Genomic DNA, 12,741 nt, shown 5'->3' on the forward strand with positions numbered 1-12,741 from the left:
AGGTCGACTCACCTCATACCTGCGACTAGACAATAGGAGCCGTATGAGCTGAGAGGCTCACGTACGGAACTGTGAGAGCGTGAGGGTGTGATCCCCTCGCGCTACTCGACTTTTTTTAAAGCGTATTACATAATAAAAAAGCGACAGATGCTCTCATCCCAATTCTCAAAAAGGGCGATTCTATTACCTTGTCTTCTACTTCCGATACTTTAGGAGCAGTTGCACAGCAAGGAGGCGAGCTTTCTAAAGAAGCACTAAATGTTCTCCTCCAAATCCTCGTCAATTCACAAAAAAATACTTGAAAAAAGCTGGCTTGCTTCAAACTGGCTTTGAAAAAGATAAAATCTCCTGAGCCCAGGCACTTATACAACATAACATATATTATCAGACGTTATATTTATGAAGATTTCCTTGTTACGTGGCTGGTTTCCAGTAGCTAAATGAAGGACCTTTTTTTCTTCACGTTACGCTCTTATAAACCACTTAAGTTGGCTCCTTTTATTTTACTGCTAACAAAGTGTTATTCAAGCGTAAGATTGACCACTTGTGCTTCATCTACTCCATAAGTCCAGTTTCTTGCAGTGCTATTAAAGTAATATTTAGGACAGGTGCTTTTTGCATCCAAATTTTTTGTTTTCTAATCCAGTTAACTTTAAATGTTTAAAATTAATTTTGTTGATTCCTAAATGTTGTAAGATGAATCAAGTTTTAATCTAAGATAAAATTTTAATACAAATTATTTAAGATATACTCTCACTCCTCCCTGCAGAGGGCTTCCTAAGATTTACTACCCTCTACCTTGGCTTCCAATTAGTACGTCAGAGTAATAAAGATGTTGCTCAGAGCTATTATAGTAAAAAACAGGAATATCTCTATTAAAGCAATCTAAACAAATCTGCTTTTTTATTTGCTCTAGGTTATCGACATGAAAAGTCAATTGCAACGCTTCAACTTCCTCTTGTATGGCTTCAGCTAAATGTTGTATACCTTCCTCTTGGGCGGGATCAATTCGCCTAGTAATATTGTTTAAAGAGCTAGTATTCAATAAAACCACACGTCCTCTTGTATGTTCCAAAGTCTCATGAATTTCCTGTATTCTTGTCTCATATTCTGAGTCGGATTCCTGAAACATATCAATATTTTCTAATAAGTTTTTAACATTTATGTCTGCTATCTTCAATTGTTCATCCGTAATCATGTAGGAAAGCTGTGCTGCATTTTCATTACCAGAGATTTCTTGCTGATATCTACCCGTAAACCAGAGACGATTTAATCCCCTCAAGGAAGGATCAGCGCCTCCGGAACAATCAAACCAATAAGCGGCCCCGTCCTTATTATTGAAAATCCCGCTTCCTACTTGGTCAAAATTAGGAATTAAAAATACTTCCACATCAATTAAATACGGAGATTTATTAGAGGTAATCATATTTAGGTAATGCAAATCAGATATTCTAAGTCGTTGAGCAATCTTTTCTAAAACACATAACTTTTTAAAGTAATCTTTTAATTCTTCATTACTAGCAATGGTATTGTTGTCTGGCGTATTTTTAAGTACGTCGCAATAGCTATAAAAGCTATCGGGCTTACTAAATTCATCCTCAAGATCAAGCACCTTATATGTCCCAAATCCAAAAGTGTTTAATAATCCTCTATCTTCATCACATAATAATAATTCAGGTAACATAGAACGGGGCTTGTAAATAATTTCCTCCCCTCTCCCAAAAATCAACTTAAAAGGTATTTTGCCTTTACAGTGAGTTTCCTTTCCTAAAGCCAACATTTCTACAAGAGTGTCGTCTTCTGCTATATTAAAATACCTCAAATTTCCCTGATTAATATCTCTTTCTACTCTGTTCTTTATTTGGTTAATAAAGGACACAAAATTAGAAAGAATGTTTTCAATCATTATAATTTTAGAGCTTTCTAAAGCTTCCTCCATATTAACTACATCTAATATTTTCTCAGACAAGTGTTGAAGGAAATTATCTCTACTCTCTGAGCCTAATTGGACAGTAATTACGCTTGATATAAGATAAGCTTTAATAAAATTATTTACATATATCTTCGCTTCTCTATCTTTATCTACCTTTATATAAGCTTGAGTATTTTGAACAATTTTTTTTATAGAAAATAAAGGTAGAGTGGGTTTCCTAAACGAATATAAAGCGTAAGCTCCTCCTAATAAAAAAATTCCACTTAAAGAGGAGAAAAAAATCTTAGGATGTTGGCTTGGAAAATTTTTTACTTCGGAAAAAACATTTTTTGCGATTGCCTTTATGTTTTCTAAGTTGCTCTGCTTATTCGCAATAATTTGAGGAACACAGGTAAAATTTATGAAAGGATATTTAAAAGAGAGGTAACTTACATTGTTTGAAGACATTTTAACCTTTTATGAAACATTAATAAAAAAATTTACATTTATTATAACCTAAATAATTTATTTTGTGAATATTTGTTTAATATTAAACATAATTTAATGCTTTTTTTTAAAGGCAGGCTTACGGAAGAGGAACTTTTGCCCTTGGGCTGGCTCATAAAAGCTCCTTAAAATTAGAAGCTTAAGGTCTTCCTCATAAAACCGATATAATCTCAATAAATTGATTTAATGATCACTCACCTGGGGTGTAATTAAAAGTGTTGGCAAGATAAGGAAGGATTAATACCTCCTAAAAGTGTAGCAAAAGGAGGTTGCATATGCTTAACGAAGAAGAAGTTAATCATGTAGTAAATCGCTTAAAGAATCATCCCAACTTATTAGAATCCATTAAAGATTTATATTACCGAAAGAGTTAAAGGGATAGAAGTGGCGGATGATGCTGAATTTGCTCTTATTCCCGAAGTTAGAGGCTTAGGGAAAAAATGCCTAGAGGATTGGGCAAAGCATCAAGTAAATGAACAAGAAGCCAAGGCTCGGGAAATGAAATTAAGGCAGCACTCAAAAAAACTAAATTGGCATATAACATTTGGGATAGTAGGTATGGAAGAGAGATGCTTCCTACAAGCAGGAAAATTGATTAGACCCTTGGCTAGATTGATTACCCAAAAGCATGCAAGCGAAATAGCTAAGCTAAAAAAGAAATGTCGAGTCAAGAAGCAATCATTATCAGTGAAATAGATGAGAGTATGGTACCCATTGTGAAGATAGACGAGATCGACAAACAAGCAAAAAAGATGCAAGAAAAATAAGAAAAGCATGTTAGAAAGAAGCCAAACTAAGTTTGACAAAAGGTAAAGACAAAGCCAACCGCTTCTATGCTGGTAGTACTGGACCGGCAGAACAGCAGGTCAATAGATGCTAGAATGTGCTCTTATAGCGGGCATGAAAGAAGGCAGCTATGTGCATGCCATAATCGATGAAGCGCCCTGGATAGCTAAAGCAAATAAAACTAAAGTTTTGCAATCGATGCGGCCACTTAATTGATTTTTATCATCTATGTGAATATTTATCTTAAGGCTGCAATTTGGGGCACTATTTTTGATCTAAAAAAGTGGTTAGAAGAATGTAAAGAGAAGGTAAAAGCTGGAAAAAGCCGAAAGGTTTTCAAAGAGATTGAAATTAAGTTCAAGGCGTTAGATCATCCTGGGCAGGAGTATGGCTTAGTAGGATGCTATAGGTATATGGTAAAAAAGACTGGATATGATGAATTATAAAAACGCTTTAGATAAAGGCTTACCGATTGGGTCTGGTGAGACAGAAAGTAGCCTTAAGGCATGTGATACCAAAGAGGCTGAAGATAGTGGGAGTTTGGTGGAAGACAGAAAATGCTAATGCGATGTTGAGGTTAAGGATAGGTAGATTAAATGGTTATTGGGAAGCTTACTGGAATTCCTACAAATCTGCTGCTTAAAAAGATTGCCAACACTTTTGTTTACACCTAGTCACCTGAGGCACCAATGATATTTATTGCATTTAAAATGGGTTTAACTTATATCTAATTAATAGATCCAGATAATTAATTAATAAAAACAGTTAGGGGGCGAAAATGGGAGTTGACGTATTAAAAGGAGAAGTTTTCTATAAAATTGTTGCTCCTTCTCTTGAAGAAGAGATGGTAAAACAGAAAGCAACCTCTTTAGGAATTTCAGAAATTAAAACTTTAGAGGAAAAAAATTTATTAATTAATAGCTTACTCCATGATATTCAGTCTAAAATCTCAGATTATATTAATAAAGAAGAAGTTCTTAACAAAAATAAACATCTTAAACATTATAAATCTCCTTCCCTTTACAAGTGGTCAGTGCTAGAACAAGCTGAGAAAGCAGTGGAGACAATTTATCCTTATGCTACTGATGAAAATTTGGCACTATCTGGAACATCTTCTAATCAACCAGCAGATAAGTCCTTACCTATTACTCCCTTACTCCTACTCTGTAGCGTGGTAGCGATGACTATATTGGGGAAGATGGAATAATATTTTTTCTATAAATCTGCGTAGACAGCTTCAAAAATTAGTTTTTAAAGAAACTTAAGATTAATTTGAGCTTTAATAATAATAAAAAAAGTAAGCGAGCGCGGGATATAAAGAGTTTTTTAGATAACAGGAAGTATAGGCTGCCTACGAGCTGCATGTATATAGCGTCTGCCAGAAAATTGATAACGGTCACCTTGGTGATAAAGAATTTTGATGCAAATATACTGCACTCCTCTCCATTTTTTGATAAATGTAGGCAGCTAACTTACACACAACTCACCTCTCATGATTAGATTTCTTAATGTACTCATTTAACCTCCAAAAGTTGTTTCTTAAGCTGTATGTATGATTTGTATAGGCAAGCGACTCTGACCCATTCTTTGCAAATAAGATGCTTAGATGATTAACTAAATAATACGCTTTAAAAAGCTAAGTCTACATACCTGCCTCTGTAAAAAGCTTTATCTCAACTTAAGGGGATGATTTTATAAAGTATACTGGTGCTTAAAAAGCAACTCAAAAGCATATAATTTACATTTTAATTAAGGAAGGGCATGGTAAATTTATCGTAGTGCCCTAAAATTCCCTTTTTATATTCCGAAATTTTTCTTTAATGATTCTAGCACTAACCTTTCAATTAAAAGGTTCTTCTCCTTGTTTTTATAAATTTAGGGAGCAAAATACTTTATGGGTTTCTTATGCCTTCCTTGTCTGTCTAAGCTCTTAACATCTGCTTTGATTGCTTCTTCACTTGTCAGTGTGCTATCTCCACTAATTAAAGGATTTACGATGATTAAAAGACTTATTTTCAAAGATTCGTTGATAAGCAACTTAATAAAAATATTTCCTTTTAAATAAATTTCTTTTATGACAAGTGTAGGATATCTTTGGAGAGAACATGAGATCTTTTACACTTACTATGCAATACTTTATAGGAGAAGGCAAAAAGCGCAATCCCCTACTCTTCTATCTAGCAATTCTTAACTTTGCTTTAGCAATTTTCTTATTAAGCTTAATCCCCTTAGGTTCCCCTGTAGCATCTGAGACCATCCCTTGGATAAAGCCTATCAAATTCGCTTTTTCTTTCGGACTTTATCTTTTGACGATAGGATGGATTTTAGTATACTTGAAAATTTCTACAAAAATGTTTTTAGCTATAAGCCGGCTAACAGCCCTGCTTATATTTATGGAAATGCTTGTAATTGTTCTACAGAGTATACAAGGAAAAATTTATCATTTTAGCATAGAGCAACCCTTAACCCTTGCTATCTGCTATGGTATGTGTCTATACCTATTTTCTCATCTATTAATTGTAGCTAATACCCTTATTACGAGTTATATTTTATATTTATTTTTTCAACCCACTACTCTTTGTTCCCCTGCTTATTTATGGGGGATTCGCTTAGGTTTAGTTATATTTCTTTTAAGCTGTTTAGAAGGCGGTTTTATCGCTTTTCAGGATATGTATTTGAGGCAGGGACAAGTACTAAGCGGATGGGGCTTACCCTTTGCAGATTATACTTCTCGAGGTTATCTAACATCCTCACATTTTTTTGGCCTTCATGCTCTGCAAGCCTTACCTGTTATAGGCTATACACTAAGAAATAGATTACATAGCCAACAGCTAATATTTTCTATAGGAATTATCTATTTTACTATTTTCGGTTACCTTTTTGGAAAAGCCATTAATTAGAGCTTTTAGGAGAAGCACAAGAAATCTTTGCTCAAATGTCTTCTTTATAGTGCTTGCTTAGTCTACTTTTTTGACTACACTTCCATAGTAAAACACTTATCCGCAAGCGAACTATTCTAAAACCTTTGTTTTTTTAAAGTTATTTTTGGAAGCTTTCTTTTTCCAATATTTTATTTAGAAAGGACTATACATTTTTTTTCATCCCTGGCTTATAGGTTAGTTAGAAGACGCTTTTGAGCTACTCTTTATGCAGTCCCTTACTTTATAAAATCTCTCTTGTTAAGCAGAGAGACATCTTTCAGAGGGCTGGGTATGCAGGCTAAGTTTTTTAAAACGTAGAATTACTCGCCTAACTTTTAATGAGAAGGAAAATTGTATGAATAGTATTTACAAGGGGAAATAACGCCAAGATCGATAAAATTTTAATTTTAAAGGGAAGAAATTTTTGGCAGGCTTTTATATCTAAAAGCCTGCCACTTAGAAAAGACACTTACTTTTTCATTCTTCTTTGAGCTTTTTTCTCAGCTTTAGCTGCTCTCTTTTCAGCTTTTTTCAAGTGTTTTCTTGCGCGATGAGATTCTTTTTTTGCATGTCTTGCGCCCTTATTCACTTTATCTTTGACTTTATCAGCAATATTTTTAGTTTTATCGCTGACTTTATCCTTAATATCTTCATATTTATCTTGGATCTTATCACCGATATCTTTAGCTTTATCTTTTATTTTTTCGGCGGTGCCTTTATTTTTATCTTTAATATCTTCATATTTATCTTGGGCTTTATCACCAAGATCTTTGGACTTATCTCTTATTTTTTCGGCAGTGTCTCTAGTTTTATCTTTAATATCTTCGTATTTATCTTGGGCTTTATCGCCAAAATCTTTAGATTTATCTCTTACGTTTTCCTTGATATTTTCATATTTATCTTGGACTTTATCTAGAGTATTATCTAGCTTTTCTCCTGGAGTAGTAGCACAAAAAGTAGCACAAAAGGCATTTGCTGATAGAGATGTCAAGCAAATAGCTCCTAAAATTGTAAGGGCAAAATTTAGTTTTTTCATAAAGACCTCCGTTAACAAATTTAGTTCAAATTATACTAAGCAGTTAGAAGTTGTTGAATGGTAAAATTACCTTCACCAAAGATTTACTAATCTAACAAATTATCGCAATTAAAGCTAGTCAGTCCTACAAATAAAATAATTGTTAACATTATTTGATGTAAGATATAATTTTAAAAGGCAATAGCTCCCCCTATTCACTTTAGAGGTCAGGTCCCCTCCTTTAATATTTAGAATTTCACGATTTAAATATTTGAAAAGCATTTAATAAAATAACTGAAAATGTAAAAGTTGACCGCTTGTCATCAATTTTAAAGGTTAGCCTTGCTTCTTTTATAAAACGAACAGGCTAGCAAGCTTTAAAATTACAAGCATTTCGAAATTTCTCCGCGTTTCTTTTATTGCACTTCACTCTATGTCTAAGCTGATTAGCAAGCGAGGATCTCTTATAAATGGAAGAAAAATAATGAACAGTAAAAAGATGAGTTAAGGGCAAGCTTTCAAAATATAAAGCTTGCCCATTATAATTAGAATCCTTAGCTTTTACTCTGTTTCACCTTTTTCTCAACGTTATCTTGAGTTTTTGCTGTCTTGCTTCTAACTCTTTTTTTGGTAGAATTAATTCTATCTTTTACTTTTTCTTTTGCCTCATCGAGTTTATCCTTACTCTTTTCTACAGCATCGCTATATTTATCTTTGACAATATTTTTAAATTTTTTATATTTAACTTTCCCTTTGTCTAAAGCATCATCTATCTTCTTTCCAGGAGTGGCACAAAAAACGCTTGCTGATAAACATGTAAAGCAGATTACACCTAAAGCTGTAAGGATTAAATTTAATTTTTTCATAAAGCCCCCCTTGATGCGTTAATTTCAAAATATCGTTCATAACTTTAAAATTATTTACTGTTTCCCTGTAACTTAAGTTTGTAGCCGAGTCCTTAATATAACAAACTTCCAAAAACAAATCCAACTAAACTTGAAAATAAAAAACCCAACTAAAGATAGTATAGATTTTTAAAAACTTTTAAATTTTACAGCAATAAAAACAGTGAGTATAAATAAGTAAGAACTCTTGGCAATAAAATATGATTTTTGTAAGCGCCCACTCCACCCTGGTGGGTGAGAGAGTATTGCTATTTAAATTATTGATGCTGAGAAATAAATGTAAATCATAAAGCGCAATCAATAGAAAAATTGCTATTTGCAAGCATTTTTGACTTTACGGATGCCCGCAGAATCACATCTGGAGCCCTATACCCCCGTGACCGCTTACTGATTTTTGAGAAAGGGCAGAAGTTTTAAAAGGATCCTAAAGAAAAAAACTATATAGATAAGAGTAAAGCAAATTTTCTTGTCTCGCTACTCTTCCCACCTTATCGTTTCCTAAAGAAATTAGATTTTAGACAACAATAAGAGCTCAAGAAAATTAGTTGAAAAATTAATTCTAAGCTAAATTTTGCATTCTATTCTAGACACTATGCTAAAAAATCATTGAGTCACTGTTTTGCTTTTATCACGACGTTTGCTTAGCCATATAATTAGTAAAATAGATATTCCTGCTATAATCAATTCTAAGGGATGATCATCTAAGAAGCAGAGAACGCAAGACCAGTAGGGACCGAAAAAATAACCAATCGAAAGAAAGACTGTAGCCCATAAAAAAGCCCCGCTATAAGCGAAAAGAGCAAAGCTTGTATAAGTAAGTTCTGTCATCCCAGCGAGCACGCCAGTAAGATGCCTCACGCCAGGGATAAAATATCCAAAGGTAAGAGTCCACTTTCCCAGATATTCATACCAATCGTGTGCTTTTTTTAAGCGCACTTCATTGATACCAATCCACTTACCATACTTTTTAATAATAAAATGACCTGCTGTCTTTCCTAACATATAGCTTAAGGTAATGCCACACATAGAGCCTAGATAGGCTGCCATAAGAGTGGGAATTGTATATAAATGCCCCTGATGAATCATAACTCCTGAGATAACCATAAGCGTTTCATCAGGAATCGGCAGGGCGACAATTCCAAGTGCAAGCAAAAAGAAAAGAGCCATGCTCCCATATTCTAATAGCCATAAAGAAAAGGTATCGTTCAAATATTCCATGAGTTTGCAAGGGTAATGTATAATGTTCGTGGGATACAAGCTTAGCTAAAATTAACTTTTTTACCAAAGTGTAATGCTAAATAAGCCTATAAAAAGCAAGATTAAGAGCTTTATTGAGATAAAGATAAATAATTTTTTCCCTTACTCATATTTGAGTAGAAAAAGTAAAACTCAATTTTGGCCTGCTAAAGAGATTAAAGATAAATTCTCTTGCTTTCTTTATTATAAGTGGCTTATGAATATACATTAGTTACTACTCTCTTAAAGAAGAAACGTTCCATTATACTATAGACTTTATTTTAAATATAATATTGTAAAGGAGATGAATGTATGTTGATAACTATTGGTGTTATTATTGCAATCCTTGCTGTCATAGCTCTCTCATTAATAGGGATTTATAATAGGCTCATTGAAACGCGCAACCAGGTAAGAAATGCATGGAGCCAAATCGATGTTCAGCTGCAGCGTCGCTATGATTTAATACCAAATTTAGTAGAGACGGTAAAAGGTTATATGGGATATGAAAAGTCCACTTTAGAAGCCGTTATTGAAGCTAGGAGCCAAGCCTCTGCTATAAGAGAGCAGATAAAAAAAGTGGATTACCATCCCATCAAGCCATGAAAGAACTAATGAGCACTGAAGCCAGTCTTAAAGCAGGTTTAGGCAACATCTATGCTTTGGCAGAAAATTATCCTCAACTTAAAGCTAGTGATACCATGCATAATTTACAAGAAGAGCTAAGTACAACGGAAAATAAAGTAGCTTTTGCTAGACAAGCTTATAACGATCAAGTATTAGCTTATAATAATATCCAACAAAAGTTTCCCGCAGCTCTTATCGCTACCTCTTTAGGTCACCAGCCTGCTGAACTATATGAGGCAGAGTCTGAAGAATCTAAAAAAGCTGTAAAGGTTTCTTTTTCTTCGTAGACAAAGAAAATTAAATTAACTTTAAAATTGCCAACCTACCCTAAAAGCAAGTCAAGAATGAGGATATAGTTTGTATGGCTATAAACTTTTGGGAAGCTCAGAAAAAAGCGCGTTCAAAAACAAGTCTATACTTAGGTCTTTTCTTAGCGCTCACGCTTTTAATTTCCACATTAATTGAATATGTGATGCGCAACTTAGCTAAAGATAGCTATCATCCTCCTATTCCTTTACTAGGTTTGGCCTTCTTAATTATCACCTGTGGTATAGCCTTGGTAGAATATAGCCATTATAAGTCGCAGGGAGGCGCCTATGTAGCTCGCTCCTTAGGTGCTCGGCTTATAGATGACCACACAAATAATCTGAAAGAAAAACAGCTGTTAAATATTGTGCAAGAAATAGCTATAGCTTCTTCGTTGCCCGTACCTCCCGTTTACATATTACCAACAGACGCAATTAATGCTTTTACAGCGGGTCTCACACCTGAAAACGCAGCCATCGCTATTACCAAAGGATCATTAGATAAACTGACTCGAGAAGAACTACAAGGGGTCATCGCTCATGAATTTGGCCATATTTATAATGGTGATATGAAGATTAGCATGCGCCTTGCTGCGATGGTAATGGGCTTTTTTTATGCTTTATATATTGGCATGCGTCTCCTTCAATTTACCTCTCATTCAAGAGAAAGAAGGAAAAAAAAGGAAAATAATCCTGTCGTTATTGCAGCTCTCCTTATATTTGTAGCGGGAGCCTTAACTTGGATTATGGGCTCTATTTTAAAAGCAGCGGTAAGCCGTGAACGTGAATATTTAGCAGATGCTTGTGCTGTACAATTTACTAGAAATTCCGCCGGTATTATTCAAGCACTTATAAAGATTGAGAGAGCAGAAGATAAAAAAATGCCTTTAAAAGGAATGGCTTATTCCCATCTATATTTTAATGATAGAATGGGCTTAAGCAGTTTATTCTCTACCCATCCACCTATAAGAAAAAGAATAGTTGCCCTTGAAGGAGGAGAATATATGCCTATAGAATGGCGCCATGCTAAAATTTTAGATCATTAAAGATTGAGCTAAAATTTAGTTACTAATAAATTATTCGATGACTTTCCTATTATTATTTTTTAAGAAGGATTTACATACCTTCATTTATTGGTTTTATTTTAGTTAAGCACGCATGTTAGAAAAATAAATAAATACGCTCTTAAAATCCTCGGCAGTAAGAAAAGGTCTACAGCTTAAGACTGATTACCCTCATCTTACGGTTTTTCTAATATTCTAAAGGCCTTTCATGCGCTTTTGAGCAGTTTTTTTATGCAATCCTATATTTTTAACATAAGCTTATCTTTAGGAAGAGAGTCTGCTTTTAAAGATCCGATTCTCTTTTTAAGCTATATACAGCTATTGCTTCTTTGTACAATGCATTTTCTCAACGCTCTTTTCTTCCAAGAGAAAGAACAGTCAACGTCAGTCAAGGTAAAAACAAAATATTTTTATTATCATCCCTATTCCTGCCTAATTTTTTATAAGCTGAAGAAACGTAGCGAAAGATAGATTCAAGAGGCCTACATCCAAAGCCTTGAAAACCTTCAATTCCTTAGAAAAATTATAAGAGATTTTTTATAAAGATTTGATGAGGCAACTTTTATTAAGATAGCTTCTTTTCTTAAAAAGCTATCCCCGCTATAGGAAAATCTTTCCCTTTTTAGATTCAAGGGGGCATCATTTAAACTAGCCAAATGCTCACTCTAAATAGAAGAACTCTTGACATTCTTTAAATTTATCCCCTTTTTCTAAACTTTCTCTATTTACAATTTTTTTTCAATCAAGGAGTCCCCTGAAGCTTTACCTGGGCCAAAAATCAAAATAATCATACTAGCAACCAAATAAATAAATGCAAGTTGGGTAAGAAGCTGCTCAGGTGCGCTATAGATATTTAACAAAGCATCATAATGAGCAGTGTAAAGAGCAACGAGCATTACTATAGACAAAGCAAAAGCTGCTAATCTTGCTCCCAAGCCTAAAAATAAGCAAGCTCCTCCTACTAGTTCAATTAAGCTAGCAGCATACGCATTAAAAAGAGGATAAAGAATACCTAAGCTAGCAAAAGCTTCAGCAGTACCATAGATATTCTGAAGTTTTCCTAGGCCGGCCCAAAAAAATGACCAGCCAAAATAGATACGGACGAGTAGCAAAAATACTGACTGTAAAGTAGCCGCAGCTTTATTAAATTTTAAATAAAAATTTCTTATAATTAAATTATTCATAATTACTCTTGGTAAAGTGTTGTTTGGTCATTAATGGCTTCTTGCTGTTTGCTCAAATATCCACTCATAGCTATAGAAATCTATCCTCTATCTTTATTCGAAAAATAATGATTTTACCGAATATCAGAAAAAATTAAAGGAATAATAGTGATTCTATTAACTTTTGTGTTTAGTTTTTAATTTTTCCTTGCTTTAACCATGCCCCTCTAGAGAAAAGCACTTTTGGTAATCTTGAGGTAAAGTTTTATCGCTCAATCTACAAAATAATTTTATTTTTAAAGC

At 33.9% G+C, this 12,741-nt stretch carries 11 protein-coding genes; 6 read left to right on the plus strand and 5 right to left on the minus strand.

All coding sequences use genetic code 11. The annotated features are described in order from the left end of the window. Positions 1–787 precede the first annotated feature (787 nt). Positions 788–2,380 (minus strand): DUF4135 domain-containing protein, encoded by a 1,593-nt coding sequence (locus tag DB42_RS07120; RefSeq protein WP_044882365.1) that lies wholly within the window; start codon positions 2,378–2,380, stop codon positions 788–790. Positions 2,381–3,637: 1,257 nt separating this feature from the next. Here DB42_RS07120 and DB42_RS11705 point away from each other — a divergent pair. From DB42_RS11705 to DB42_RS07140, 3 genes are all read left to right on the plus strand, one after another. Beyond that, positions 3,638–3,769 (plus strand): hypothetical protein, encoded by a 132-nt coding sequence (locus tag DB42_RS11705; protein ID WP_255359360.1) that lies wholly within the window; start codon positions 3,638–3,640, stop codon positions 3,767–3,769. 214 nt (positions 3,770–3,983) lie between these two features. Further along, a complete protein-coding gene (locus tag DB42_RS07135) occupies positions 3,984–4,412 on the plus strand; it encodes a hypothetical protein (RefSeq protein ID WP_044882368.1) in 429 nt (142 codons plus the stop codon). A gap of 898 nt (positions 4,413–5,310) precedes the next feature. After that, positions 5,311–6,105, plus strand: coding sequence for a hypothetical protein (locus tag DB42_RS07140; protein ID WP_044882369.1), 795 nt, complete (start codon positions 5,311–5,313; stop codon positions 6,103–6,105). 490 nt (positions 6,106–6,595) lie between these two features. On the opposite strand, the gene DB42_RS10540 is transcribed toward DB42_RS07140, so the two are convergent. From DB42_RS10540 to DB42_RS07155, 3 genes are all read right to left on the minus strand, one after another. Beyond that, positions 6,596–7,162, minus strand: a complete 567-nt coding sequence (locus DB42_RS10540; RefSeq protein WP_052243877.1) for a YtxH domain-containing protein — start codon at positions 7,160–7,162, stop codon at positions 6,596–6,598. A 533-nt stretch (positions 7,163–7,695) separates the two neighbouring features. Continuing rightward, positions 7,696–8,007, minus strand: coding sequence for a hypothetical protein (locus tag DB42_RS07150; RefSeq protein WP_044882370.1), 312 nt, complete (start codon positions 8,005–8,007; stop codon positions 7,696–7,698). Positions 8,008–8,649: 642 nt separating this feature from the next. Then, a complete protein-coding gene (locus tag DB42_RS07155; RefSeq protein WP_039384576.1) occupies positions 8,650–9,264 on the minus strand; it encodes a DedA family protein in 615 nt (204 codons plus the stop codon). A gap of 330 nt (positions 9,265–9,594) precedes the next feature. Between DB42_RS07155 and DB42_RS11710 the strand changes: the two genes are divergently transcribed. From DB42_RS11710 to DB42_RS07165, 3 genes are all read left to right on the plus strand, one after another. Further along, positions 9,595–9,885: a LemA family protein gene (locus DB42_RS11710; RefSeq protein ID WP_255359361.1), complete on the plus strand. Its 291-nt coding sequence runs from the start codon at positions 9,595–9,597 to the stop codon at positions 9,883–9,885. Positions 9,886–9,893: 8 nt separating this feature from the next. Continuing rightward, positions 9,894–10,193: a LemA family protein gene (locus DB42_RS11715; protein WP_255359362.1), complete on the plus strand. Its 300-nt coding sequence runs from the start codon at positions 9,894–9,896 to the stop codon at positions 10,191–10,193. A 74-nt stretch (positions 10,194–10,267) separates the two neighbouring features. Further along, positions 10,268–11,257 (plus strand): M48 family metallopeptidase, encoded by a 990-nt coding sequence (locus DB42_RS07165; RefSeq protein ID WP_238579012.1) that lies wholly within the window; start codon positions 10,268–10,270, stop codon positions 11,255–11,257. A gap of 743 nt (positions 11,258–12,000) precedes the next feature. Here DB42_RS07165 and DB42_RS07175 read toward each other — a convergent pair. Beyond that, complete coding sequence (locus DB42_RS07175; RefSeq protein ID WP_044882372.1) at positions 12,001–12,459, minus strand: DoxX family protein; 459 nt, start codon at positions 12,457–12,459, stop codon at positions 12,001–12,003. Positions 12,460–12,741 lie beyond the last annotated feature (282 nt).

The sequence above is a fragment of the Neochlamydia sp. EPS4 genome (assembly GCF_000813665.1).
Lineage (GTDB): Bacteria > Chlamydiota > Chlamydiia > Chlamydiales > Parachlamydiaceae > Neochlamydia.